The following is a 24868-nucleotide window of genomic DNA, read 5'->3' as shown; positions in this document are numbered from 1 at the left end:
GTTAGTCTTGTGAAAGTCTCATAAAAAATGCTTTATATTATAAAACCTTTTAATTTGAAAGGATAGGTGACACAGATGGCTGGTAAAGCTCAAAAAGCTCAGTTTGATGTCAAAAAAACGCTTAAGGCTGTTGAAGAGCAATTTGAAACGCTTCAAATTCTCAATGAAGAAGGAGAAGTAGTCAATGAAGCCGCTATGCCTGAATTAACAGATGATCAGCTTCAAGAACTTATGACGCGCATGGTGTATACCCGTATACTTGACCAGCGATCCATTTCATTAAACCGCCAGGGGCGCCTTGGATTCTATGCACCTACTGCTGGACAGGAAGCGTCACAGCTGGCTTCTCAATTCGCTCTTGAAAAAGAAGACTTCATTCTTCCAGGATACCGTGATGTACCTCAATTAATCTGGCACGGACTTCCTCTTTCACAGGCGTTTTTATTCTCGCGCGGACACTTTAAAGGGAACAAGATTCCTGAAGGTGTAAACGTTATCTCTCCTCAGATCATCATCGGTGCACAGTATGTTCAGTGTGCGGGCGTTGCTCTTGGGATGAAGAAAAGAGGAGCCAAATCCGTTGCGATTACATATACAGGGGACGGCGGTGCTTCACAGGGTGATTTCTACGAGGGAATCAACTTTGCGGGCGCTTTCAAAGCTCCGGCGATTTTCGTTGTTCAGAACAACCGATTCGCAATCTCCACTCCGGTTGAAAAGCAGTCTGCTGCCAAAACAATTGCCCAAAAAGCGGTTGCTGCCGGAATTCCAGGAATTCAGGTAGATGGTATGGATCCACTTGCCGTATATGCTGCAGTCCGCGAAGCACGCGAACGCGCTGTAAACGGGGAGGGTCCTACATTGATTGAAACCCTTACTTACCGCTACGGCCCTCATACCATGGCTGGTGATGATCCTACCCGCTACCGTACTTCAGATCTTGATAATGAGTGGGAAAGAAAGGATCCGTTAGTCCGTTTCCGTAAATTCCTTGAAGGCAGAAATCTTTGGAATGAAGAGATGGAAAATGAAGTGATCGACCGTGCTAAGGAAGATATCAAGAACGCTATCAAAGAAGCGGACGATACACCGAAGCAAAGGGTTACTGATCTTATGGAAATTATGTATGAAGAAATGCCGGCTCACCTAGAAGAGCAGTATGAAATTTACAAAGCAAAGGAGTCGAAGTAAGCCATGGCTCAAATGACAATGGTTCAAGCAATCAATGATGCATTGCGCAATGAACTTAAAAACGATCCGAATGTATTATTATTTGGGGAAGACATCGGAGTTAACGGTGGTGTATTCCGGGTAACTGACGGACTTCAGAAGGAATTCGGAGAAGATAAAGTTTTTGATACCCCGCTTGCAGAGTCTGGAATCGGAGGACTTTCTATCGGTCTTGCCCTTCAAGGATTCCGTCCTGTACCTGAGATCCAATTCTTTGGATTTGTATTCGAAGTAATGGATTCCATTGCAGGCCAGATGTCACGTATGCGCTATCGTTCAGGCGGACGCTACAATATGCCTATTACTGTCCGTTCTCCATTTGGCGGCGGTGTTCATACACCAGAATTGCATTCAGACAGCCTTGAAGGACTTATGGTCCAGACACCAGGCCTGAAAGTGGTTGTGCCATCAACACCTTATGATGCAAAGGGACTTCTCATTTCATCCATCCGTGATAACGATCCTGTCATCTTCCTTGAGCACTTAAAGCTGTACCGTGCTTTCCGTGAGGAAGTGCCTGAAGAAGAATATACCATTCCATTAGGCAAAGCAGACGTCAAGCGCGAAGGTACCGACCTTTCGATTATCACTTATGGCGCAATGGTCCATGAATCTTTAAAAGCTGCAGAGGAGCTTGAAAAAGAAGGGCATTCCGTTGAAGTCATTGACCTGCGCACTCTAATGCCCCTTGATGTGGATACAATCGTGGCATCTGTTGAAAAAACAGGCCGTGCAATTGTAGTACAAGAAGCACAGCGCCAGGCAGGCGTTGCAAGCCATGTCATTGGAGAAATTATGGAGCGTGCAGTATTAAGCCTTGAAGCACCGGTATTGCGTGTGGCTGCTGCTGATACCGTGTATCCATTCTCCCAGGCGGAATCCGTATGGCTTCCTAACTACAAGGATGTCATCGAAACGGCCAAAAAGGTTCTTACTTTTTAATTTAACCAGTAAAAAGCTCTCTGAAACAGAGAGCCTTTTACATGAAAATTATATATAGTCAGACTTTTTTATTTTCTTTAATGCGAAATTTACGATAATATGAGGAGGTTAAATCCATGTCATTTCAATTTAAACTTCCGGATATCGGTGAAGGTATTCATGAAGGCGAGATCGTGAAATGGTTTGTAAAACCTGGAGATAAAGTTCAAGAGGACGATGTTCTTTGCGAAGTACAAAATGACAAAGCAGTCGTTGAAATCCCATCTCCTGTAGAAGGAACAGTGGAAGAGATTAAAGTGGAAGAAGGCAGTGTGGCTGTAGTAGGCGATGTTCTTATTACTTTTGATGCCCCTGGCTATGAAAACATTCAATTCAAAGGCGATCACAGCGAGGACGAAGGGAAACAGAAGACTGAGGAACAGGTACAGTCCACAGGTGAAGCAGGAAAAGCTCCAGAAGCTGCAACTGCGCAAGAATCTGCTCCTGCTCCAGAAGCCATTGCTCCAGCTGGAAATCAGCCGAAGACCGATGTGGATCCTAACCGCCGCATCATTGCGATGCCATCCGTGCGTAAATATGCGCGTGAAAAGGGTGTAGACATCCGCCAGGTAGCTGGATCGGCTGATCATGGCCGCATCCTGAAAAGCGATATCGATGCTTTTGCACAGGGCGGACAAGCGGCACCTCAAGCAGCCGAAGCTCCAGTTCAGGAAGCAGCTGTACAGGAAGAAAAAGCTCCGGCAGCACAGGCAATTCCGGAAGGAGAATTCCCAGAAACCCGCGAGAAAATGAGCGCTATCCGCAAAGTGATCGCTAAGGCAATGGTGAATACCAAGCACACTGCTCCTCACGTAACCTTGATGGATGAGGTAGATGTAACCAGGCTTGTTGCACACCGCAAGAAGTTCAAGGAAGTGGCAGCAGAAAAAGGAATCAAACTTACATTCCTTCCTTATGTAGTAAAAGCATTGACTAGTGCCTTGCGTGAATTCCCGGCACTCAACACATCCTTTGATGAGGCAGCAGGGGAAATCATCTACAAGCATTACTACAATATTGGAATCGCAGCGGATACTGAAAAGGGTCTATTAGTTCCTGTTGTTAAAAACGCAGACCGCAAATCAGTGTTTAGCATTTCAAATGAAATCAATGAACTTGCAGGCAAAGCGCGTGAAGGTAAATTGGCTCCTGCAGAAATGAAAGGTGCTTCTTGCACAATCAGCAATATCGGTTCAGCCGGCGGACAATGGTTCACACCGCTCATTAACCAGCCTGAGGTTGCAATCCTTGGAATCGGCCGAATTGCAGAAAAGCCTGTTGTACTGAATGGGGAAATTGTTGCTGCACCAGTACTTGCCTTATCTTTAAGCTTTGACCACCGCATGATTGACGGAGCTACTGCTCAAAACGCATTAAATCATATAAAACGTCTATTAAACGATCCAGAACTATTGTTAATGGAGGGGTAACAAATGGTAGTTGGAGATTTCCCAATTGAAACAGATACTCTTGTCATCGGTGCAGGCCCTGGCGGTTATGTAGCCGCTATCCGCGCAGCACAATTAGGACAGAAAGTTACAATCGTTGAAAAAGCAAATATGGGCGGCGTGTGCTTGAATGTCGGCTGTATTCCATCAAAAGCATTGATCACGGCTGGACACCGCTATGAGCATGCGCTTCATTCTGAAGACATCGGTATCACTGCGGAAGGCGTAAAAATTGATTTCTCTAAGGTGCAAGCCTGGAAATCAACTGTCGTCAACAAGCTTACAGGCGGAGTGGAAAGCCTTCTAAAAGGAAACAAAGTGAATATTGTCCGCGGTGAAGCTTACTTTGTGGATGAAACCAGCATCCGTGTAATGGATGAAAATTCTGCACAGACTTATACGTTCAAGAATGCAATCATTGCTACAGGTTCAACTCCAATTGAACTTCCAGCATTCAAATATTCTAAGCGTGTCCTTAATTCTACAGGAGCTCTTGCGCTTCCAGAAGTTCCTAAGTCATTGGTAGTCATCGGCGGAGGCTACATTGGTACAGAGCTTGGCGGAGCATATGCTAACTTTGGCACAAAAGTGACAATCCTTGAGGGAATGGACGATATTCTTGCTGGATTTGAAAAGCAGATGTCTTCACTGGTTGCCAAGAACCTTAAGAAGAAAGGTGCCGAGATTGTTACCAAGGCACTGGCTAAAGGCGTGGAAGAAACTGAAAATGGTGTAGTCGTTACTTATGAAGCAAAAGGTGAAACTAAAACAGTTGAAGCTGATTATGTACTTGTAACGGTTGGACGCCGTCCAAACACGGATGAGCTTGGTTTGGAGCAGGTCGGCATCAAGAAGACTGAAAGAGGCCTTATTGAAATCGACAAGCAGTGCCGTACAAGCGTTAAAAATATTTTTGCAATCGGCGATATTGTTGAGGGACCTCCTCTTGCCCACAAAGCTTCTTATGAAGGAAAGATTGCTGCTGAAGCAATTGCGGGCCAGCATGCAGAAATCGATTACCTTGCCATTCCGGCTGTAGTATTCTCAGATCCAGAATTGGCGTCTGTAGGCTATACGGAAAAGCAGGCTAAAGATGAAGGCATTGAAATCACAGCTGCTAAATTCCCATTTGCCGCCAACGGCCGTGCACTGTCTCTTAACAGCACAGACGGCTTCATGAAGCTCATCACTACAAAAGAAGACGGAGTGGTCATCGGCGCACAAATCGCTGGAGCAGGCGCTTCTGACATGATTTCTGAGCTTGGTCTTGCCATTGAAGCTGGTATGACTGCTGAGGACATAGCGATGACAATCCATGCTCACCCAACTCTTGGGGAAATCACTATGGAAACTGCAGAAGTTGCTCTTGGACTTCCGATCCATGTTATGAAATAATCTTTAAAATACAAGGCTGGCATTCTGCCAGTCTTTTTTTATGCTTAAAACAGGCAAGAAAAGGGTAGTACGTATAAGTGGAGAAACGAACTGGGGATTTATTGGAAGGAGGACAGGGTTATATTCATTAGGGAAAAAGGCAGGCTTAAAAAAAGAAGGACAGCCTTTCATGAATCTCGCTGGCCAAAAATATATTTTTAGTAAAGCCTTCAGATTGGAGCTGGATTCCCATGAAAACCTATATTGTTTTTCTTTTTCAAACCATGGTCTGGAGCGGTTATTCTTTGGCAGAATGGCTGTCGAGTCATGACCGGATCATTTATAAGACGACCATGTTCATCATTTTTTGTTATCTGGCGCTGATGATAGGAAAGACCATCTTAAAATCCAATAGAAGAACATTGTTGATCACCTGTTTGAGCCTGGTCAGCTATGGGATGATCACCCTTTGCCTCAGCAGGTTTATTCCGGTATAGCACTTAATTGTTATGAAAGGAGAAGAAGAATGCTAAAGAAATTCCTTTACATACTCTGTATGGCAGCCTTCATTGTCTCAGCGGGCTGTTCAGGTACTGGAACAAAAGAAGCAGCAGATCACATACATAAGGAAGGGACTCAGGCTAAAAAAGCAAAGCCACAGACAAAGGAAGCGCAGAAAGAACCCGAAGTGAAGAATCAGGATACCCATGGAACTGAAAATAGTCCAGACGCCCAGAAGGCCGATCCCGTGGTAAAACCGATCACTCCCCAATATCGCATCAATCCAAATAACTGGTCAATCGTTCCGTTGGAGAAATCGGATAAAAAAGAAGTTCTTCTTACCATTGATGATGCTCCCGACAAACATGCAGTTGAAATGGCTAAAACCTTAAAAGGTCTCGGCATCAAAGCCATCTTCTTTGTGAATGGGCATTTTATCGATTCTCCTGAAGGTCAGGCCAAACTGAAGGAACTTCACGATCTCGGCTTTATAATCGGCAATCATACCCAAACTCATGCAAACCTGACTCAAATACCAGAAAGCCAGCAATATAAAGAAATTGTGCCGCTGAACCAGAAGATTAAAGCGGTTACAGGGGAAGCCCCGAAATTCTTCAGGGCCCCGTATGGTGCCAATACAGCTTATTCCAAAAAGCTTGCAGCACAAGAAAAAATGGCAATCATGAACTGGACTTTTGGATACGATTGGGTGAAGGAATACCAAAATAAAGACGCACTTACCAAGATTATGATAAGCTCTCCCTATCTCTCAAATGGTGCCAATCTGCTCATGCATGACAGGACGTGGACGATGGAAGCCCTCCCCGGAATCATAAAAGGCTTTCAGGATAAAGGATACTCCTTTATTGATCCTGCCTTGATCGAGGTACCGAAGTAAGAAGGACCGGAGAGATGCCGGTGTTTTTTTAGCAGAAGTAAATCATGGTTCGTACATCCACAATTAAAATGTTTGATGATAATAAGTTCTTCTTTCCCTGAATTCAAATATTTTTTTTAACATCCTGGCTGAATGACAGACTCTCTCCATGCTTTTGTAATTGGAGGAAGACTTAATGATGCTGGACGGGCTGCTGATTATAATCAGAGTTCCACAGGGAGCGAGGGATACCCAATTGAATGGAGCCAGGAAACGCCAAACTCCCATATGATTGCAGAGATCACTTCTATCTCTTAACTTTGCATCGCGCCAGCCCAAATCGCCTCTGTAATACCAAAATGCCTGCTGGATTATATGAAACCCACTGATATCATTTTCATTTAAAAAGCCGCAGGGCACCCCCGCAGCCTTACCGTCTAGGATAATAATACATAACCCGGCCATTAAAGAGGTGCAGCTCTCCTTTTAATTTTTTTGCGAGGTATTTGCAGAATTCATTTGCTTTTCCTTTGTCTCCGTATGTAGAGCTTTCTGGAAGGGTGACCTGTATATAAGATTGGATTTTTTCGGATTCGTCATCTAGGGTGATTTTTTCTTTGGATATGCCGAGGATGATATGATTGTATTTGTCGTGGGATGAGGATAAGTAAAATCGGTCGTGTGCCATTTCTTTAATGTCATAAGGAAATGCTTTAACACTGTAATCCCAGTTCAGCTGGTCTCCAGTTTTGGAAGTGATTTGCTTGTAATAGTGAAACAATTCTTTCAGATCCCCGAGAGTCAGGGTCTGGCGGTCGGAACCTTCGACAAGCTTGATATACGCATTTTCAGACAAGCCACAGTCCTCCTAATAGATATTTTATTTTATAGTACCACTGCCGGGAAGATATGCACAGGCAGAAGTATTGTATTATATGTCCTTATTCATCTTACAAGCCAATTAGAACTGAAAAAGTAAAAGTGAATTTAAATGTTACATACAATTTATGGTTGATAAATTAAATGTGTTATATTATTATAGAGTATACAAAGGATTAAAACGCTTTCAATAGCGGACACAAAACTTTATTAAAGGAGTTTGAAAAAATGGGGACTATTGTTTGTCAAACTTGCAACAGCACGATTGATCATTTTGATGATGAAAAGGTAAATGTTTTGTATTCCACTAACTGCGATTGCTGCAGTGATGAGGGCGTTCAAGAACAGAGATAATCTAGGCAGGCTTTGGGGGTAAATATAGATAAAAAAAACCTTGTCAACCGGACAAGGTTTTTTACTGTGCTAGATAATGGCCTTATGTTCTTTAATGACCCGCAGGTGCTTTAAATCATAGTCTTCCGGTCCCTGGACAGGAAGGCCGGCCTCAAGGTTTTTCTTAATATAGTAAAGATTTTCCCTGGTAATGATCTCACCCGGTATGAAAATTGGTATCCCTGGAGGATAAACCATGATGAACTCTGCTATGATCCGTCCCTCGGATTCTTCAAAGGGGACGGTTTCGGTATCTGCGTAAAAAGCATCTCTCGGAGTCAATGCAAGTCCCGGGATCTCGGGAAGCAAAACAGGTGTTTCTTTGTGCTCTTCCGAATAGTGCTCGAATTCCTGGGCAAGACCCCGCATGGCATGAATTAAAGCATTGGCATCCTGAAGCGTATCGCCAGGTGTTATAATACAAAGGATATTATATAAATCAGAGAGCTCAACCTCGATATTGTGTGTTTCCCGAAGCCACTTTTCAACATCATATCCATTAAGCCCAAGCTTCTTAATTGAAATAATCAGCTTGGTTGGATCATAATCGTAAGTAGCCTTGCTTCCCAGAATTTCTTCTCCGACACAATAAAGCTTTGGAATGGCATTGATTTCCCTGCGGATATAATTGGCCAAGTCTATCGTCTTCTCTATCAGTTCTCTTCCTTGTGTGGCCAATCTTTTTCTCGCTACATCAAGGGAAGCAAGAAGGATATAGGACGTAGACGTAGTGGTCAGCATGCTTAGGATGGACTTCACCCGGTTTACGGAAACCAGTCCTTCCCTTACATTCAGGATCGAGCTTTGTGTAAGAGAACCGCCAAGCTTATGAACGCTTGTGGCGGATAGGTCCGCACCAGCCTGCATGGCAGACATCGGGAGCTTTTCGTGGAAATGGATGTGCACCCCATGGGCCTCATCGACAAGGACTGGAACACTGTAAGAATGAGCAATTTCCACAATCCTTTTCAGGTCTGCCGAAATACCAAAATAAGTTGGGTTAATGACCAAAAGTCCTTTAGCATCCGGATGCTGATGAAGGGCCTTCTCCACAGAATCCGTTGTAATCCCGTGAGAAATCCCGAGGTTATGATCAATCTCAGGATGGATAAAAATCGGCACAGCTCCTGCAAAAACAATCGCTGACATGACTGATTTATGGACATTCCTCGGGACGATGATTTTATCTCCAGGTCCGCAGACAGACATAACCATGGTCATGATGGCTCCGCTTGTGCCCTGGACAGAAAAAAAGGTGTGATCAGCACCAAATGCTTCAGCAGCAAGGACGTGTGCTTTATGGATCATACCTTTTGGAGAGTGCAGATCATCAAGCGGTGCAATATTTATTAAGTCAATGGAGAGCGCATTTTCTCCAATAAATTCTTTAAATTCCGGATCCATTCCCTGTCCCTTTTTATGGCCGGGGATATGAAATTGAACAGGATTACGCTTCGCATGTTCAAGCAGTCCGGTAAAAAGGGGTGTTTCATTCTGTGTCAATTGCTTTAACACCTCTTTACTCATTGATTTTGATATCATTTATAGTATTAACAAAACAAAAGAATTATAGCATTTGTAGCATGCTTTGCAAAGGGAAGAATGTGCATTATAGCCATTTTTATTCAAGGCTGTTTTTGAAGTATGTATGACTTTGGAGCAAACAGGCTGATTTTAGCTCAAAATGTCTCGACACTTACGCTCCAATCAATCTGTTTTGACAACAGAATCACCTCATATGAATCATTAAAAATAGCGAACATTGAGGCATAACGTGGATATTAAATAGAGGAGGTCCAAAACATGTGGCAGACGAGAGTATCTGAGCTGCTTACGATTAAGTACCCGATCATACAGGGCGGACTGGCTTATCTCGCCTATGCGGAGCTTGCAGCCGCTGTCTCGAATTCCGGGGGACTTGGTCAGATTACAGCTATGTCCCTGAAGAATCCAGATGAATTGAAGAAGGAAATCAGGAAGGTCAAACAGTTAACGGACAAGCCTTTTGGAGTAAACTTCGCAATCGGCCAGAATGGCAGACCATTTGAGCATTTTGTGGAGGCGGCACTGGAGGAAGGGGTATCCATCATGTCTGTTACCGGAGGCAATCCAGCCGGGTTCTTCAGCATGCTTGCTGGTACGAATGTGAAAAAATTGGTACTTGTGGCTGCAAAAAGACAGGCTCAAAAAGCAGAAGAGCTCGGAGCCGATGCTGTAATGGTTGTGGGTCAGGAGGGAGGCGGCCATCTTGGTAAAAATGATATCGGGACCATGGTGCTGATTCCCCAGGTAATCGATTCTGTGTCTGTCCCGGTAATCGCCTCAGGAGGAATAGGGGACGGCAGAGGAATGATGGCTGCATTCTCACTTGGAGCTGAAGGGATAGAAATGGGTACCCGTTTCATTGCAACGAAGGAATGTGTCCATGCCCATCCATTATATAAGAAGGCTTTGATTGACGGGACAGAAAATGATACAGTGGTGATTAAACGTTCATTAGGGGCACCGGCAAGGGCAATTTCCAACAGCTGGACAGAGAAGCTCATCAGACTTGAAAAGGCTGGGGCCGGATATGAAGAGCTCAAAGAATACATAAGCGGTGAAGCCAACAAAAAGTATATTTATGAAGGAGAGCCTGATAAGGGATTTGCATGGGCTGGGCAGGTCATGGGCATCATCCGTGACGAACCGTCCGTGGATGAACTTTTTAGGGAAATGATCCTGGAAGCTGAAAATATCAGAAAAAAATGGGCACTTTAAAGGTATAGATACATTAGCTTTTTTTAACAAAAAGATTCTTAGGAACAGCAGACTGCAAGGTAAAGGAAGGGGCAGCGGAGATGGATTATCAATATCCGATTGATTACAGCTGGGAGACAGAAGAAACAATTGATGTATTAAAGTTCTATGAATGCATAGAGCAGGCATATGAAAAAGGGATACAAAAAGAAAAACTGACAGCGGCTTACCGTCGTTTTAAGGAAATCGTACCAGGTAAGGCGGAGGAAAAGAAGCTGACGGCAGAGTTTGAAGAGATCAGCGGATATTCTGCTTATCGTGTGATCCAAAAAGCAAAAAATGAAGAAACAGAAGCGCTTATCACCATGTAAGTGCTGATTGCCTCATGAGAAAAAAAGGCGGTTCCCTGGATTGAGGAAAAACAGAGCCCGGCACGAAAAAGACCGTTTATGGTCCCAATTTGTGCCGGGCTTCCTGTGTTTAACTTAATTTATAAAGGGGTATTAATTTTTCAAACACATTATAAACAAGCTCTACTAGTTTTTCAGCAGGCATGCTGATAGCCTCATCCCGGGTAAGATGATATCCGCAAAGGATTTCGGCACTTTTTACGGACTGCATCCTCTGAAATAAATGTAAAAGCTTTTCAGGAACGAGGTCCTTATGTGGTGCAGCTTCAGGAACAGTATGATCTTCTGACCATACAAAGTCAGCGGGAATGGATGCAGTTATCTCGTCAAGGTTTTGTTCCAAGGCTTTCCCGATTGCTTCTTTATTGGGTGCCTCATAAATGACTGCAAACCAGATGAACAGATGCGTCTCCCACAAGCCGATCTGGAAGTGAGGAACCATCTTATATCCTCTTTTGTTAGCCGCAAACGCTACCCACGTATCGTTTGGAGGATTTTTGGTCCGCCGGGCATGTTTGGCAACATGATAAAAAATTTCTTCGCCTGTTAAATGGGACAGCTCTTTTGAAAAATGCTGTCCGAGGGCTTCTAATTTCGGCCTGATTCGTTCTTGTAATGCAGACATCCTGTCTTCCAGGCCATTTATTTTAAATACATTAAAGTCGGAAGCTGTAAATCCGTTAAATTCCAATCCGAGTCCTCCTTGCAATGCTGTTTGCAAGTTATTTTACCATAGCAGCCAAAAAATCTAAAAGGCTTGGCTCCGGGAGGATGAGAAGCTGGGTTCTTGCACAATTTAGTTGCAGTTTTTTCTAAAGAAACATATTATAGTAAAAATAATATCTGAAAATTTAAATAACTTTATTATTTAAGAAGGGGTGTCCTTTTATGAAGCAGGTTATGAATCAGGCTTTAAAAGCGAAAGAAGTCGAGAAGCATAGAACCGCTGTCTTACGGCTGGAAATGGATTATGAGCTGGCGACTCTTTATGAAGCGATGGCAGAACAAAATGACGAAAAGAAAAATAGATGCAAGCAAAGGTTAGAAAGAATCCGCCAGGAGCTTCTCCGGTTAAAAGGTTTTGCAGCAGCGAACTAGAATAGGAGTCATATTTGAATAAATGGATAATTTAAATACCTTGCAAAAGAAGAATCCTTAGCGGGCTTTGATGGAATAATTTTATCGGAGCCCGTTTTTATCATTTTGCCTGATCAACACCGGGTGGAAAAACTTGAATGATTATAAAGGTTGTCATAAGCTAAAATAAAAAGTGATTTCCAATAAGTACAAGCAAACTAGAGTATGGAGGGAGCTTCAATGAACTGGAAGGAAATAGATACATACGCTAAACACTGGATTAAAGAAGCAGGAGAAAGAATCAGGGCATCTTTTGGATTGGAGCTCACCGTTGAAACAAAGTCCAATGCAAATGATTTGGTCACAAATATGGACAAGGCTACGGAAGAATTTTTTTATGAAAAAATTAATCAGCAATTTCCAGAGCATAGAATTCTCGGTGAAGAGGGAGTAGGCGAAATTATCCAAGATTTGAAAGGGATTGTCTGGATCATTGACCCAATAGATGGAACCATCAACTTTGTCCATCAGCAGCGGAACTTCGCCATCTCTATTGGGATTTTTGAGGATGGGGTGGGTAAAATTGGCTTGATATATGATGTTGTGCATGATGAACTCTACCATTCCTTTAAAGGCGGGGGAGCCTTTATGAATGGTATCAGGCTGCCGGATCTGAAGCCGGTCCCCGTGAAGGAAACAATCCTCGCAATCAATGCTTCCTGGATTAATTCCAATAAATTAATTCCAAAGGAAAAGCTGATCAAGCTGGTATCCGATGTGCGGGGAACACGTTCAACAGGATCCGCAGCTTTGGAGCTTGCCTATGTGGCTGCCGGAAGGTATGACGCTTATGTAACGCTAAGATTGTCTCCATGGGATTATGCTGCCGGCCTGCTTCTGGTCCAAGAGGTCGGTGGAGCTGTGACTGATGTTTATGGAAATGATATCGACTTCTTGAAGAAAAGCTCCATTTTTGCTTCACGCCCAGGACTGCATGAGGAAATGATTGATACGTATTTTAAGAACGAGTGATAAGGAAGAACGCCTGGGCAGAATTCTGGCCAGGCGTTCTTGTTGTTCAGCTGTTTCATTAAAGCTGTAAATTTTTTTACATTCTTTACTAAAAAGAGGAATGACGTGAGAAGCATAGGGGGAGATTGTAATATACTCACTTTCAAATGAACGCATATTCTTAAGGGAGCTTGCATCAGGAGACTGGGCGGATGTTCATAATAGTGTTTTGGAGCATGAATGGCAATAGCTAAAAGCTCCTGCAAAAGGAAAGGGAACCCGCCATATCTACGAGTTCCCTCCATGCTTTCTATAATTCTCCCCGTTCTCTAAGCCTTCTTTTAAGGCTGAATCCAGAGCCCATAATGACCACCAAAGCCACGATGCAGAAAACGACAGCAAGGATGCTTTCTTCCGCAATGGAAATTCCGATTCCTGCAATGCTGGAAGCAGCAAGTATGGATAATAATATAAATATTCCCTTGTGTTTCATCAATATCACCTCTATACTTCCTATTGTACTTAATTTCAAATTTTGTTTCTACAATCTTTGTGATATAATATGTAAGTTAATGGTTGAATCTAAATATAACTAGGAGTGAAAATTTTTGAATCTTCGCAGTGATATACGTAATATAGCAATTATCGCCCACGTTGACCATGGTAAAACTACGCTGGTTGACCAATTGTTGAAGCAATCTGGGACGTTCCGCTCAAATGAGCACGTTGAAGAAAGAGCAATGGACTCTAATGATCTAGAGAGAGAACGTGGAATTACCATCCTGGCAAAAAATACTGCCGTTTCATATAAAGGTACTCGCATAAACATTCTTGATACTCCTGGACATGCCGACTTCGGTGGTGAAGTGGAACGTATCATGAAAATGGTAGATGGCGTGGTTCTTGTTGTCGATGCCTATGAAGGCTGCATGCCTCAGACTCGCTTTGTATTGAAAAAAGCATTGGAGCAAAAAATTGCCCCAATCGTAGTTGTCAATAAAATCGACCGTGACGCTGCAAGGCCGGAAGAAGTTGTGGATGAAGTTCTTGACTTGTTCATCGAGCTTGGTGCAGAAGAAGATCAGCTAGAATTCCCGGTTATCTATGCTTCAGGTATCAATGGAACAGCAAGTGTGGAACCAGATCCAGCAAAACAGGAAGAAACAATGGAACCGCTTTTTGAAGCGATTGTTGAAAACATTCCAGCACCGGTCGATAACCGCGATGAGCCGCTTCAATTCCAAATCGCTCTTCTAGACTATAATGATTATGTTGGAAGAATTGGTATTGGCCGTGTATTCCGCGGAACGATGAAGGTAGGGCAGCAGGTTGCGCTAATGAAATTGGACGGAAGTGTAAAGCAATTCCGTGTATCCAAAATCTTTGGTTTCACTGGTTTAAAGCGTGTTGAGATTGAAGAAGCCTTTGCTGGTGACCTTATTGCTGTTTCTGGTATGGAGGATATCAACGTAGGTGAAACAGTTTGTCCATCTGATGCACAGGAAGCACTGCCTGTTTTACGAATTGATGAACCGACTCTTCAAATGACTTTCCTTGTTAACAACAGTCCTTTCGCCGGCCGGGAAGGCAAGTATTTGACTGCGAGAAAAATTCAGGAAAGATTGGACCTTCAGCTTCAGACTGATGTCAGCCTTCGTGTTGAAAATACTGACTCTCCAGACGTTTGGATTGTATCAGGACGCGGGGAGCTGCACCTTTCCATCTTAATTGAAAACATGAGAAGGGAAGGCTATGAGCTTCAGGTTTCTAAGCCGGAGGTAATTGTTAAGGATATTGATGGAGTACGCTCTGAGCCTATAGAAAGAGTCCAGATCGACGTACCTGAAGAGCATACTGGTGCTATCATGGAGTCTTTAGGAGCAAGAAAAGGTGAAATGGTTGATATGATCAATAACGGAAGCGGCCAGGTTCGTATGATATTCATGGTTCCTGCACGCGGATTGATCGGCTATTCAACTGAATTCCTGACTCTTACACGCGGCTACGGTATATTGAACCATACTTTTGACAGTTATCAGCCGATGGCACAGGGCCAGGTAGGCGGACGCAGCCGAGGTGTACTTGTTTCTATGGAATCAGGTAAAACTTCTCAATACGGAATTATGCAGGTTGAAGACCGCGGTGTCATCTTTGTTGAGCCGGGAACTGAAATTTATGAAGGCATGATTGTCGGCGAGCATAACCGTGAAAGTGACATCACTGTCAATGTCGTAAAGATGAAGCAGATGACAAATATGCGTTCTGCAAACAAAGATCAGACAACGACCATGAAAAAACCAAGAATCATGTCTCTTGAGGAAGCTCTTGAATACTTGAATGATGATGAGTACTGTGAAGTTACTCCAGAGTCCATTCGTCTTAGAAAGAAAATCCTGGATAAGAACGAACGTGAGAGAATGGCTAAAAAGAAAAAATACGCTGAACAAAACTAACCAGCGAGTATAGGGGAGGGGACCATATGGATGGGATGGAGCACTTAAGCCCTGCGACAAGACTGTTTGTTGACCTGTTTGGTACAAAAGCCGGGACTGATGTTCTATACTTTGTTATTGTGATTCTTTCTGTATTAGTTTACAATTTAGGCTTTGCGAAGAAATTACCAATACTGAAAAATATAGTCATTTACGTACTCCTTGCTCTAGGATGCCTAATCTTGACCATACTGGCCATACAATTGCCTGTTGTAGAATCCCTCCTTGTGGCGACCTTTATCCTGGGGATTTATAAGATCAGGCTTCATCAGCAAAAAAGGAATGAAGCGGCGGACAGCCGCTCATGAGATCACTCCAGGATGCCCTATATAATTGGCTGTCCATTAAGGTGGTTTGTGATGCAAGGCCTGAAGACACAGCAGCACAGGAAACACAGCAGCTGTTTCATGCCATGCTTGTCGAAGACCATAACATCAGCTCCATCGAAATCAGCAGGGAAGAGCCCATGTATTATCTAACTTATGATAAAGACGGCGAAACTCATAAAACACGATTTCCAATTGAGCTGATTGATGCCATGCTCAACCAAATTGAGCAGGAACCTGAAAGATATAAAAATTTCAGCTAAAAAAGGCTGAATAAGACCGTAGATTAACTCTGTATGAAACTGAGTTTGTCTGCGGTCTTTTTTTGCTGGCGACAAATATCATAGAGTGAGTTAGTTTATGAGTCTGAAAGGGGCCGTTGATTTCCGGTTCAGGCACTTAATTCAGCCTCCAAAAAAACAGAAAAAGAGCCGGTTTTCCGGCTCTCCTGCTTTTTGTAAAAGTATATCTGCTCACCAATCATCTGATTTTTTTGGAGTCCGGTACAGTTTGAAATTACCGGTAGACATTCTCTCCTGGGTACGCAGTTCGATACGGTCATAGCAGTCCTGGCACATATATGTATGGATCGGCCGATTGCGCAGCCGTTTTGCCAGCAGTGTATCACTATTTAAATTTTCTATTTTTTCACAAAGTACACATTTTACTTTCATACGGCACCCCACTAGCCAATCATATTCACATTACCAGTATACCATCTTTTAAAAGGAAGGAATAATTGAAATAAGGAACTCCGAGCCATATAATGGAGTTAACATGGAGGGCTGAACTCAGTTGAAGGAGGAATGAGAGATGGCTAATGAGGTTGAAAGTGAACTGGTAGGACCATTATTTGAGGCTCTCCAGAAGGAGCGTTTTTGTTTTTTATCAACTGTTGATTATGAATCAGGAGGGCCGAATACTGCCGCGCTTTCCTGGCTGCTCGCTGCAGATATCAGAACCATCCGCTTTGTAATTGAGCAGAAATCGAGGGCCTTCCATAATGTACGGAAAAACCAGCAGGCCTCCATAACCGTGATGATGAACGAGTCGGCGTATTCCATCACCGGCAAAGCTTTTGTAAAGGATGAGCAGATCCCGGGGATCCCGCTGAAGCTCTCCCTTATAGAACTGAAAATAGCCGAGGTAAGGGATATCATGTTCTATGGAGCAAGGATCATTAAGGAACCTCAATATGATAAAACGTATGACAAAAAGGCTGCTGACAAACTTGATCAGCAGGTAATGGATGCTTTAAGGATGGCCTGAGACGATAAGTCATGGACCTATTTCCTACTGTGAAATTTCTTTGTTCGAAGGCGGCAGACCAGACTCCGTTCTCTGTTTTTCCTGCCCCGCTTAAACCTCTGATTTTTAAAAGAGCATATTTCGACTTCTATCCGGGTGCCATAGGTCATATATTTTAGCAACGGTCTTGTCCTTTTCATAAACTAATATCAAAGCACCCTTTAGCTTTTGATATCTTAGGCAGGAGGCACCCAATTGACGAAAATCTATATTTTGGATACCAATGTACTATTGCAGGATCCATACGCGATATTTTCTTTTGAGGATAATGAGGTCGTGATTCCCGCAGTGGTCCTTGAAGAAGTGGATTCAAAAAAGAGATACATGGATGAAATAGGAAGGAACGCGAGGCAAGTATCAAAGCTGATTGACAGCTTTCGCGAGAAAGGCAAACTGCATGAGAAAATCCCGCTCCATAATGGAGGCAGCCTGCGCATAGAGCTGAATCACCGTTCCTTTCAGCAGCTTCAGGAAATATTTGTAGAAAAGACAAATGATAACCGGATCCTGGCCGTTGCGAAGAACCTTTCCATTGAAGAGGAGACGAAACAAAATGGGAAGATCGTAATTTTGGTGAGTAAAGACGCTTTGGTAAGAGTGAAGGCTGATGCGATAGGTTTAAATGCGGAAGATTTCCTTAGCGACAGGGTCATTGAGACAGATCATATATACAGCGGTTTTCAGACGCTTTTTTTGTCTGCTGAGCAAATGAATCATTTTTATCAAAAAGGTGAACTTGGACTCACAGATGTTTCATCCGCAAAATTTTATCCCAATCAATTCCTTATTATGAAAAATGCACTTGGCGGATCTTCCTCAGGTATCGGTATGGTGGATTCAACAGGGAAACGGGTAAAAAAACTCGCATGCGATTTGGATCATGTCTGGGGAATCAAACCAAGAAATGTTCAGCAGACCATTGCTTTCGAACTCCTTCTCAGGCAGGATATCCCCCTGGTCACACTTATTGGGAAAGCGGGGACAGGTAAGACGCTCCTCGCATTGGCTGCCGGCCTGATGCAGGCGGAGGATATGGGGATATATAAAAAGCTTCTGGTGGCACGGCCGATAGTGCCGGTAGGGAAGGACCTGGGATTCCTTCCGGGAGAAAAAGACGAAAAACTGCGTCCATGGATGCAGCCGGTTTTTGATAATCTTGAATTTCTTTTTAATACGAAAAAACCAGGGGAATTAGATGCAATTTTAGCGGGGATGGGTTCCATTGAAGTAGAGGCACTGACTTATATCAGGGGAAGGAGCATCCCTGACCAGTTCATTATCATTGATGAAGCACAAAATCTAACAAAACACGAAATTAAAACCATTCTTACCCGGGTTGGTGAAAGAAGCAAGATCGTCTTGATGGGAGATCCTGAACAGATTGACCATCCATATCTTGATGAATATAATAATGGTCTTACCTACGTCGTTGAGAAATTCAAAGACCAGCAAATTGCGGGGCATGTAAAATTAATCAAGGGAGAGAGATCGGGGCTGGCCCAGCTGGCTGCAGACTTATTATAATCAAGCTTTTGCGATTAGGCACCAGGGCATTGGTTTGAAATAAGTATTCCACAACTAAAGCAAAAAATAAAAACGGCAAATCGCTGCCGTTTTTTTATGGGCTTCCTATTCTACATAAAAACCCTGGACATTCTTGATTGGATCAGTATAGTTGGAACCATCTTTGAAGTAGACATATATGGGCCCATCCTCTTTTAGAGGCTTCCCATCCTTTGAAAATCCTAGTATGAATCCGAAAGCATCCTCCAGGCTGAAACGGAGGGATTCATCCTTCGTTTCAATAATGAAATGCCCTGCTTCCTCCAAAGGAATGGCATTTGTCAAAAAGGGACGGAGTTCAATTCCGAATGTTCCCGTAAGAACTTTCTCTTTTTCATACTTCTTTTCGGTTTTTAATGTAGGCGGAAAGATTGCGCCCTCTGTAATTTCTCGATCCCAATGCTTTGAAGCGCTTTTTGTGTATTCTTCCAGCTCGTTCTTAGCCTGTTTACCGCCAGAGGCGAAAAACTCATCCAGGTCTAGCTTGCGGTCGTCGAAGATCCAAACACCCGGATCGAGTGTAATGGGGAATTTGACTCTTCCTTTAATCAGTATGATTGATTCCAAAACAATACCTCCTATTTCCTGCTGTCTCTTTCTAGTATAAACCTTTTTTTTACTTCGCGCCGAGCTAATGAATGTTTCCTTTGAAAATAGTGAAGTTCTGCTCATTGCCTTGCTTTTTTGATGAACTAAAGGTAGAATTTATAGATAAGATTGTCAATCGCTCTGAAACGGGGGATTCTAGAATGGCTTCAGATATGCTGGTAAATTATCGCGATAAAGCATTTACTTTGTTACAGGCAGATGCTGACAAGATATTAAAATTGATAAAAGTGCAGATGGATAATTTGACTATGCCTCAATGTCCTTTGTACGAAGAGGTTTTAGATACACAAATGTTCGGTTTGTCACGAGAAATTGATTTTGCAGTTCGTTTAGGCCTTATTCCTGAGCAGGAAGGGAAGGCGCTGCTTGATACTCTTGAACGGGAGCTGTCAGCATTGCATGAAGCTTTTTTAAGGAAATGAACTGCTTCACGCTGCAGCCCCAAAAGGCAGAAACCAGTTATTATATTTTGGTAAGAAGGCTCCGGTGCAGTCCGGGGCTTTTTTTATTTTGGTTTTAGAGCTCGAATCTGTATAAAAAAAGGATCTAGTTTCTTCCGGACTGTCATGGCGGGGATGCATATTCTTTGCTAGCTAAGAAGAGTCTATTGTTATCAGTAGAAATTAAACTTTCGGGACAGTAAATCAACCTGGATGAGCCCATATATGGATACCCAGGAAACTTTACCTTGGCAGCAGGTCTTTTTTTAGTAACACAAAAAGTGAGGAATCAAAGTTTGTAATAAAAAGCAGCAAGCTTTACAAAAAAATAGGTCTTTTTTGAAGCTTCTTTAATGAAGTGATATAGTAGTATAGTGTAAGAATATACGAGTTTATTCTTCCGTCTCATCTTCGAATAGGAGGAAGTTCCTGCCAATATTTGTCGGAATTTTTCAACAATGATGGTTATTGGAATGAAAGAGCGGATTTTCGCTCTTTTTCAAAATACATAGGTTAGAGGTGCTTTCAATTGAACAGACGAATTACTAAGGTTCTTGCTGCGAACCGCGGCGAAATAGCAATCCGTGTCTTTAGGGCCTGTACAGAGCTTAATATCAGGACTGTAGCTATCTATTCCAAAGAGGATTCAGGGGCCTACCATCGTTATAAAGCGGATGAAGCCTATCTGGTTGGAGAAGGAAAAGGTCCTATAGAGGCTTATCTTGATATTGAAGGTATTATTGCAATAGCTAAAAAGAGCGGAGTAGATGCCATCCATCCTGGATATGGCTTTCTGTCCGAGAATATTGAATTTGCAAGAAGATGTGAGGAGGAAGGCCTGATTTTTATCGGACCTGAAACCAGACATCTGGATATGTTTGGAGACAAAGTAAAAGCCAGGCATCAGGCTGAACTTGCCGGAATCCCGGTTATTCCAGGCAGTGACGGACCTGTTTCAAATCTTGCCGAAGTGGAGGCTTTTATCGAAAGAGAAGGATATCCAATCATCCTAAAGGCTGCCCTTGGAGGCGGTGGCCGCGGAATGAGGATTGTAAGGGGGCAGGAAGAGCTTTCCGAATCCTTTGATCGTGCTAAATCGGAAGCAAAAGCAGCGTTTGGCAATGATGAAATTTATGTGGAAAAGCTGGTTTTGAATCCCAAGCATATTGAGGTTCAGATCCTGGGAGATTCTGAGGGAAACATTGTCCATTTATTTGAGAGGGATTGTTCCGTTCAGAGACGCCATCAAAAGGTAGTGGAAGTAGCTCCATCTGTTTCGCTTCCTGATGAATTGCGCAATGATATATGTCATGCGGCAGTCACGCTAATGAGAAACGTAGATTATTTAAATGCTGGTACAGTAGAATTCCTCGTGTCCGGCAATAAATTTTACTTTATAGAAGTCAATCCAAGGGTGCAGGTTGAGCATACCATCACCGAAATGATAACAGGGATCGACATCGTGCAATCCCAGATTTTAATTGCCTCAGGTGAAGGCCTTCATGGAGATAAGGTGGCAATTCCGAGCCAGCATGAAATTAAAACTCATGGCTTTGCCATTCAATCAAGGGTAACGACGGAGGATCCTTTGAATAATTTCATGCCTGATACCGGGAAAATTTCCGTATACCGCTCAGGAGGCGGCTTTGGGGTAAGACTGGATGCCGGGAATGGGTTCCAGGGGGCTGTCATCACCCCATACTATGATTCTCTGTTGGTTAAGCTGTCCACCCATGCGCTCACGTTTGATCAGGCCGCAGCCAAGATGGTAAGGAATTTGAAGGAATTCAGGATAAGAGGCATCAAGACAAATATCCCTTTCCTTGAAAATGTGGTGAAGCATGAAAACTTCCTGACAGGAAAATATGATACAGGATTTATTGACAATACTCCTGAACTGTTCTTATTCTCTTTAAGGAAAGACCGCGGGACAAAGATGCTGAATTATATCGCCAATGTAACGGTGAACGGTTTTCCGGGAATCGAAAAAAAGAAAAAGCCAGTGTTTGAGAAAGCGAGAATCCCATCCGTTACAGAGGAGTATTTTCATGGAAGCAAGCAAATCCTCGACAATGAAGGCCCAGAGGGTGTTGTCAACTGGATAAAAGCCCAGAAGCATGTCCTCCTGACAGACACCACCTTCAGGGATGCCCATCAATCGCTTCTTGCCACCAGGGTCAGGACTGCCGATCTGCTTAATATAGCTAAACCGACCTCAGAGATCATGAAGGATTTGTTTTCGCTTGAAATGTGGGGCGGAGCAACATTTGATGTGGCATACAGATTCCTAAAAGAGGATCCATGGGATCGCCTGCTGAAATTAAGAGAGCAAATTCCAAATCTTCTATTCCAGATGCTTCTGCGTGCTTCCAATGCCGTTGGATATAAAAACTATGCAGATAATGTAGTGAGGGAATTCGTCAATCAATCTGCCTCTGCCGGCATTGATGTGTTCCGTATCTTTGACAGCCTGAATTGGGCAAAAGGCATGGAAGTGGCCATTGATGCAGTAAGGCAGTCAGGAAAAATTGCCGAAGCCGCTATCTGCTACACGGGTGATATCCACGATCCATCCAGAAGAAAGTACAATATAGATTATTACAAGAACCTTGCCAAGGAACTGGAAAACCAGGGAGCCCACATACTGGCCATCAAGGATATGGCGGGCTTGTTAAAGCCTGAAGCTGCCTATAGGCTGATCTCGGAGCTGAAGGATACTACCAGCCTGCCGATTCATCTTCATACGCATGATACAAGCGGAAATGGCATTTATATGTATTCCAGAGCGATTGAAGCCGGGGTGGATATCATTGATACGGCTTTGGGATCCATGGCCGGATTCACATCACAGCCAAGCCTGAATTCCTTGTATTATGCCCTGGATGGAAAAGAGCGCCGTCCAGAGATCAATATCGCAGGGATGGAGCAGCTGGGCCATTATTGGGAAGATATAAGAAAGTATTATAGTGATTTTGAATCAGGAATGAATGCCCCCCACTCTGAAGTATACAGACATGAAATGCCTGGCGGGCAGTACAGTAATCTAAAGCAGCAGGCAAAAGCGGTCGGACTGTCTGATAGATGGGAAGAAGTTAAGGAGATGTACCGCAGGGTCAACTATTTCTTTGGGGATCTGGTAAAGGTGACTCCTTCATCCAAGGTTGTAGGGGATATGGCGCTCTTCATGGTACAGAATGACCTGGATGAAGAGGCTGTTCTCGAGAGAGGAAGCACCATTGATTTTCCCGATTCTGTGATAGAATTTTTTGAAGGATATCTGGGGCAGCCCGAAGGAGGATTCCCGGAGGAATTACAGCGTGTGGTCCTAAAAGACAAAAAACCGATTACAGTCCGGCCTGGGGAATTAATTAAACCGGTGGATTTTAAAGCCCTGAAAGAGGAGCTGTTCAATGAATTGGGCAGACAAATCACTTCGTTTGATCTGATGGGATACGCCCTGTATCCTAAGGTTTTCCTCGAGTACTCGGCCATGTTTGATTCGTTTGGGGATATTTCCCCTTTGGATACACCGACTTTCTTATACGGCATGAGGCTGGGGGAAGAAATCGAGGTGGAAATCGAGACTGGAAAAACACTGATTGTGAAGCTCATTTCCATCAGCCAGCCGCAAAATGACGGCACCCGCGTGGTATACTTTGAGCTTAATGGCCAGCAGCGTGAGGCTGTGGTGCGGGATGAAAGCATCAAGTCTGCTGTTGCGGCCAAACTGAAGGCAGATCCGAAAAATCCAGAGCACATTCCAGCCACAATGCCAGGAACAGTCGTGAGGGTATTAGTTGAAAAAGGAGAAAAAGTAGAGCGGGGCGACCATATCATGATCACAGAAGCCATGAAAATGGAAACTACTGTACAGGCTCCTTTTACTGGAACAGTGAAAGAAATCCTGGTCTCTAACGGTGAGGCTATTCAAACGGGGGACCTTCTGCTGGAAATAACAAAAAACTCATAAAAAAGAGGCCGGCCCAGTTCAACTGGACCGGCCTTGACTGTGTTTACAGAGATGGCACTGGGTATTAAATGACAGAGTCCATCCTTCCTGCTGCTGCTTCCCTCTCAGCCCGATACATGATTTCATTCTTCCGGCTTCTAGAAGCGAGGATGGATAAATAGCTGAGTATTCCGAATAAACAGGATATAAATAATGCATGGGAAAGAGCGACAAATAAATTCAGCTTAGTCAGAATAATAAGGGCCCCGGACAGCACCTGCAGAGAGGCGAGGGTGGCAGCGGCAAACCAGGTCCAGACCACGACCTTTTGCTCTTTATAATTCCTCCACGCTCTATTTGCAGCATAAAGGATCCAGATGAATAGGAGCCCTGCAGCCGTTCTGTGCCCCATTTGCACCCACTGGTACATATTGGCGGGAAGACTGAAATCGCCGTTTTTGCACATCGGCCAGTCTGAGCAGACCAGGCTTGCTTTAAGATGCCTGACAAGCGCTCCGGAATAGACAATTAGGAAGCTGTATGTAATGATGCCATAAATATGGAATTTCATGTCCTTTTCGATTATTACCTTCTCAGCCTTGAATTTTTTATCTACTTCAAATATCAGAAGTGTCAGCAGAAAAACAGCAGCAAAGGAAATCAAGGAAATACCAAAATGGAGTGCAAGGATAAAGTCGGATTGGCCCCACTTTACAGCCGCAGCCCCAATGAGGCCCTGCAGAACCAGAAAGAAAAACGCCATGAAGGATAAAAACTTCGATTCACGAATATGACCGATATTTTTCCAGCTCCAGATGGAGAGGAGCAGGATCAGGATTCCCACTGCTCCCGAAACAAGCCTGTGGGCCAGTTCGATGGCCAGAGCAGGAGTGATCTGGGTCGGCATGAATTGTCCATTGCAAAGCGGCCATGTGCGGCCGCAGCCCATGCCAGAGTCGGTTTTAGTTACCAATGCACCTCCAAGCAGGACAAGAAGCATCCCTGCCGTGGAAAGTACAGCAAGCCATTTAATTCTTCGCTGCAATTTTCTCACCCTCTTTTTTAAACTTCGGTGTTTGTAAGGATTGCATATTCCAAGGGCCCTTAAGTCAAAAGCACAAAAAAAGAGAAGGCTTACAAAAGGGTGTGCGGCAGGATGAAATACAAGTTTTTTGAATACAAAGTGATTTTAAAAAGTATATGTAATAGTATAGCAAAAAATTTAGTATGACACGCACTCGATATTACACAATTCTGCCTT

Annotated in this window: 25 protein-coding genes; 18 read left to right on the top strand and 7 right to left on the bottom strand. The window is 43.5% G+C overall.

Annotated elements, in window-relative coordinates; all coding sequences use genetic code 11:
* Positions 1 to 75 precede the first annotated feature (75 nt).
* From pdhA to H539_RS0102395, 6 genes are all read left to right on the top strand, one after another.
* Positions 76 to 1191 carry a pyruvate dehydrogenase (acetyl-transferring) E1 component subunit alpha gene (gene pdhA / locus H539_RS0102420; protein WP_026692191.1) on the top strand — a complete coding sequence of 372 codons (1116 nt, stop codon included), beginning with the start codon at positions 76 to 78 and terminating at the stop codon, positions 1189 to 1191.
* A gap of 3 nt (positions 1192 to 1194) precedes the next feature.
* Entirely contained in the window at positions 1195 to 2172 is a 978-nt protein-coding gene (locus H539_RS0102415) for an alpha-ketoacid dehydrogenase subunit beta (protein ID WP_026692190.1), read from the top strand.
* Positions 2173 to 2288: 116 nt separating this feature from the next.
* Positions 2289 to 3641, top strand: coding sequence for a dihydrolipoamide acetyltransferase family protein (locus tag H539_RS0102410; protein ID WP_026692189.1), 1353 nt, complete (start codon positions 2289 to 2291; stop codon positions 3639 to 3641).
* A gap of 3 nt (positions 3642 to 3644) precedes the next feature.
* Complete coding sequence (lpdA, locus tag H539_RS0102405) at positions 3645 to 5054, top strand: dihydrolipoyl dehydrogenase (RefSeq protein WP_026692188.1); 1410 nt, start codon at positions 3645 to 3647, stop codon at positions 5052 to 5054.
* Positions 5055 to 5284: 230 nt separating this feature from the next.
* Positions 5285 to 5530, top strand: a complete 246-nt coding sequence (locus H539_RS0102400) for a hypothetical protein (protein WP_026692187.1) — start codon at positions 5285 to 5287, stop codon at positions 5528 to 5530.
* Positions 5531 to 5559: 29 nt separating this feature from the next.
* On the top strand, positions 5560 to 6432 hold the full coding sequence (locus H539_RS0102395; RefSeq protein WP_026692186.1) for a polysaccharide deacetylase family protein: 873 nt from the start codon (positions 5560 to 5562) through the stop codon (positions 6430 to 6432).
* A gap of 409 nt (positions 6433 to 6841) precedes the next feature.
* Here H539_RS0102395 and H539_RS0102385 read toward each other — a convergent pair whose 3' ends face one another.
* A complete protein-coding gene (locus H539_RS0102385) occupies positions 6842 to 7267 on the bottom strand; it encodes a DUF1885 family protein (protein ID WP_026692184.1) in 426 nt (141 codons plus the stop codon).
* A 251-nt stretch (positions 7268 to 7518) separates the two neighbouring features.
* Here H539_RS0102385 and H539_RS30560 point away from each other — a divergent pair, with 251 nt between their 5' ends.
* A complete protein-coding gene (locus tag H539_RS30560; RefSeq protein ID WP_081415763.1) occupies positions 7519 to 7644 on the top strand; it encodes a GapA-binding peptide SR1P in 126 nt (41 codons plus the stop codon).
* Positions 7645 to 7713: 69 nt separating this feature from the next.
* On the opposite strand, the gene H539_RS0102380 is transcribed toward H539_RS30560, so the two are convergent.
* Positions 7714 to 9186 (bottom strand): aminotransferase class I/II-fold pyridoxal phosphate-dependent enzyme, encoded by a 1473-nt coding sequence (locus tag H539_RS0102380; protein WP_026692183.1) that lies wholly within the window; start codon positions 9184 to 9186, stop codon positions 7714 to 7716.
* Positions 9187 to 9486: 300 nt separating this feature from the next.
* Between H539_RS0102380 and H539_RS0102375 the strand changes: the two genes are divergently transcribed.
* Together H539_RS0102375 and H539_RS0102370 are read left to right on the top strand one after the other, a co-directional pair.
* Entirely contained in the window at positions 9487 to 10443 is a 957-nt protein-coding gene (locus H539_RS0102375) for an NAD(P)H-dependent flavin oxidoreductase (RefSeq protein WP_035321806.1), read from the top strand.
* An 80-nt stretch (positions 10444 to 10523) separates the two neighbouring features.
* Positions 10524 to 10793 (top strand): UPF0223 family protein, encoded by a 270-nt coding sequence (locus tag H539_RS0102370; protein ID WP_026692181.1) that lies wholly within the window; start codon positions 10524 to 10526, stop codon positions 10791 to 10793.
* Positions 10794 to 10902: 109 nt separating this feature from the next.
* Here H539_RS0102370 and H539_RS0102365 read toward each other — a convergent pair whose 3' ends face one another.
* The gene (locus H539_RS0102365) at positions 10903 to 11523 is read right to left on the bottom strand and encodes a YktB family protein (RefSeq protein ID WP_026692180.1); all 621 of its coding nucleotides are present in this window, start codon (positions 11521 to 11523) and stop codon (positions 10903 to 10905) included.
* A 197-nt stretch (positions 11524 to 11720) separates the two neighbouring features.
* On the opposite strand from H539_RS0102365, the gene H539_RS0102360 reads away from it, so the two are divergent.
* Complete coding sequence (locus H539_RS0102360) at positions 11721 to 11930, top strand: hypothetical protein (RefSeq protein ID WP_026692179.1); 210 nt, start codon at positions 11721 to 11723, stop codon at positions 11928 to 11930.
* Positions 11931 to 12149: 219 nt separating this feature from the next.
* On the top strand, positions 12150 to 12941 hold the full coding sequence (locus H539_RS0102355) for an inositol monophosphatase family protein (protein WP_035321805.1): 792 nt from the start codon (positions 12150 to 12152) through the stop codon (positions 12939 to 12941).
* A 289-nt stretch (positions 12942 to 13230) separates the two neighbouring features.
* On the opposite strand, the gene H539_RS0102350 is transcribed toward H539_RS0102355, so the two are convergent.
* Positions 13231 to 13413, bottom strand: coding sequence for a YlaF family protein (locus H539_RS0102350; protein WP_035321804.1), 183 nt, complete (start codon positions 13411 to 13413; stop codon positions 13231 to 13233).
* Between the two features lie 115 nt (positions 13414 to 13528).
* Between H539_RS0102350 and typA the strand changes: the two genes are divergently transcribed.
* The 3 genes from typA to H539_RS0102335 are packed head-to-tail and all read left to right on the top strand — an operon-like array spanning position 13529 to position 16001.
* A complete protein-coding gene (typA, locus tag H539_RS0102345; RefSeq protein ID WP_026692176.1) occupies positions 13529 to 15373 on the top strand; it encodes a translational GTPase TypA in 1845 nt (614 codons plus the stop codon).
* Positions 15374 to 15399: 26 nt separating this feature from the next.
* Positions 15400 to 15720 carry a YlaH-like family protein gene (locus H539_RS0102340; RefSeq protein ID WP_026692175.1) on the top strand — a complete coding sequence of 107 codons (321 nt, stop codon included), beginning with the start codon at positions 15400 to 15402 and terminating at the stop codon, positions 15718 to 15720.
* Positions 15717 to 16001, top strand: coding sequence for a hypothetical protein (locus tag H539_RS0102335; RefSeq protein ID WP_026692174.1), 285 nt, complete (start codon positions 15717 to 15719; stop codon positions 15999 to 16001). The genes H539_RS0102340 and H539_RS0102335 overlap by 4 nt, the downstream gene beginning before the upstream one ends.
* A gap of 210 nt (positions 16002 to 16211) precedes the next feature.
* Here the strand turns inward: H539_RS0102335 and H539_RS30555 are convergent, their stop codons facing one another.
* On the bottom strand, positions 16212 to 16412 hold the full coding sequence (locus H539_RS30555; RefSeq protein ID WP_081415762.1) for a YlaI family protein: 201 nt from the start codon (positions 16410 to 16412) through the stop codon (positions 16212 to 16214).
* Positions 16413 to 16551: 139 nt separating this feature from the next.
* On the opposite strand from H539_RS30555, the gene H539_RS0102330 reads away from it, so the two are divergent.
* Both H539_RS0102330 and H539_RS0102325 read left to right on the top strand, forming a co-directional pair.
* Positions 16552 to 17007, top strand: a complete 456-nt coding sequence (locus H539_RS0102330) for a pyridoxamine 5'-phosphate oxidase family protein (RefSeq protein ID WP_026692173.1) — start codon at positions 16552 to 16554, stop codon at positions 17005 to 17007.
* A 234-nt stretch (positions 17008 to 17241) separates the two neighbouring features.
* Complete coding sequence (locus H539_RS0102325; protein WP_026692172.1) at positions 17242 to 18570, top strand: PhoH family protein; 1329 nt, start codon at positions 17242 to 17244, stop codon at positions 18568 to 18570.
* Between the two features lie 105 nt (positions 18571 to 18675).
* On the opposite strand, the gene H539_RS0102320 is transcribed toward H539_RS0102325, so the two are convergent.
* On the bottom strand, positions 18676 to 19176 hold the full coding sequence (locus tag H539_RS0102320; protein ID WP_026692171.1) for a hypothetical protein: 501 nt from the start codon (positions 19174 to 19176) through the stop codon (positions 18676 to 18678).
* A gap of 182 nt (positions 19177 to 19358) precedes the next feature.
* Between H539_RS0102320 and H539_RS0102315 the strand changes: the two genes are divergently transcribed.
* Complete coding sequence (locus tag H539_RS0102315; protein WP_026692170.1) at positions 19359 to 19640, top strand: Fpa/YlaN family protein; 282 nt, start codon at positions 19359 to 19361, stop codon at positions 19638 to 19640.
* Between the two features lie 547 nt (positions 19641 to 20187).
* Entirely contained in the window at positions 20188 to 23628 is a 3441-nt protein-coding gene (gene pyc / locus H539_RS0102310) for a pyruvate carboxylase (protein ID WP_026692169.1), read from the top strand.
* A 64-nt stretch (positions 23629 to 23692) separates the two neighbouring features.
* Here the strand turns inward: pyc and H539_RS27570 are convergent, their stop codons facing one another.
* Entirely contained in the window at positions 23693 to 24652 is a 960-nt protein-coding gene (locus tag H539_RS27570) for a COX15/CtaA family protein (protein WP_035321803.1), read from the bottom strand.
* Positions 24653 to 24868: the final 216 nt, after the last annotated feature.

The organism is Peribacillus kribbensis DSM 17871, from assembly GCF_000430765.1.
Taxonomy (GTDB): domain Bacteria; phylum Bacillota; class Bacilli; order Bacillales; family DSM-1321; genus Paraperibacillus; species Paraperibacillus kribbensis.
This window is presented reverse-complemented; position numbering and strand designations above follow the sequence as displayed.

Excerpts from the sequence above, each read along its gene's own strand:
- pdhA (WP_026692191.1), top strand. The coding sequence starts at position 76 with ATGGCTGGTAAAGCTCAAAAAGCTCAGTTTGATGTCAAAAAAACGCTT.
- H539_RS0102415 (WP_026692190.1), top strand. The coding sequence starts at position 1,195 with ATGGCTCAAATGACAATGGTTCAAGCAATCAATGATGCATTGCGCAAT.
- H539_RS0102410 (WP_026692189.1), top strand. The coding sequence starts at position 2,289 with ATGTCATTTCAATTTAAACTTCCGGATATCGGTGAAGGTATTCATGAA.
- lpdA (WP_026692188.1), top strand. The coding sequence starts at position 3,645 with ATGGTAGTTGGAGATTTCCCAATTGAAACAGATACTCTTGTCATCGGT.
- H539_RS0102400 (WP_026692187.1), top strand. The coding sequence starts at position 5,285 with ATGAAAACCTATATTGTTTTTCTTTTTCAAACCATGGTCTGGAGCGGT.
- H539_RS0102395 (WP_026692186.1), top strand. The coding sequence starts at position 5,560 with ATGCTAAAGAAATTCCTTTACATACTCTGTATGGCAGCCTTCATTGTC.
- H539_RS30560 (WP_081415763.1), top strand. The coding sequence starts at position 7,519 with ATGGGGACTATTGTTTGTCAAACTTGCAACAGCACGATTGATCATTTT.
- H539_RS0102375 (WP_035321806.1), top strand. The coding sequence starts at position 9,487 with ATGTGGCAGACGAGAGTATCTGAGCTGCTTACGATTAAGTACCCGATC.
- H539_RS0102370 (WP_026692181.1), top strand. The coding sequence starts at position 10,524 with ATGGATTATCAATATCCGATTGATTACAGCTGGGAGACAGAAGAAACA.
- H539_RS0102360 (WP_026692179.1), top strand. The coding sequence starts at position 11,721 with ATGAAGCAGGTTATGAATCAGGCTTTAAAAGCGAAAGAAGTCGAGAAG.
- H539_RS0102355 (WP_035321805.1), top strand. The coding sequence starts at position 12,150 with ATGAACTGGAAGGAAATAGATACATACGCTAAACACTGGATTAAAGAA.
- H539_RS0102350 (WP_035321804.1), bottom strand. The coding sequence starts at position 13,413 with ATGAAACACAAGGGAATATTTATATTATTATCCATACTTGCTGCTTCC.
- H539_RS0102340 (WP_026692175.1), top strand. The coding sequence starts at position 15,400 with ATGGATGGGATGGAGCACTTAAGCCCTGCGACAAGACTGTTTGTTGAC.
- H539_RS0102335 (WP_026692174.1), top strand. The coding sequence starts at position 15,717 with ATGAGATCACTCCAGGATGCCCTATATAATTGGCTGTCCATTAAGGTG.
- H539_RS30555 (WP_081415762.1), bottom strand. The coding sequence starts at position 16,412 with ATGAAAGTAAAATGTGTACTTTGTGAAAAAATAGAAAATTTAAATAGT.
- H539_RS0102330 (WP_026692173.1), top strand. The coding sequence starts at position 16,552 with ATGGCTAATGAGGTTGAAAGTGAACTGGTAGGACCATTATTTGAGGCT.
- H539_RS0102315 (WP_026692170.1), top strand. The coding sequence starts at position 19,359 with ATGGCTTCAGATATGCTGGTAAATTATCGCGATAAAGCATTTACTTTG.